This is a genomic window from Mycobacterium sp. Soil_C_30 (assembly GCF_057656995.1).
The window spans coordinates 1-213 of sequence record NZ_JBDGJH010000087.1; the positions used below are offsets into that span (position 1 = coordinate 1).

Genomic DNA, 213 nt, shown 5'->3' on the forward strand with positions numbered 1-213 from the left:
CGGCTTTACGGGTGCAGCCGGGGAACCGACATCGCATGTCCCGGCATTGGATGAACTCGCGGGCCTTGCCGGTGAACCTGTAGCCGCGGGCAGGTGCTGCGGGCGGGATCGGGAGTGCGGTGACGGTGGCGCCGTTGCGGAGCATGGCGGTGAGTTGGTCGAGTGGGATGAGGGTGCCACCGAGGGTGACTGCGGGGCGGGGCCGTCGTGGTG

At 70.0% G+C, this 213-nt stretch carries 1 pseudogene; it reads right to left on the reverse strand.

Going from position 1 to position 213, the window contains the following annotated elements:
* Window positions 1-213, reverse strand: a pseudogene (locus tag AC3A6P_RS36235) (hypothetical protein); the annotation flags it as partial.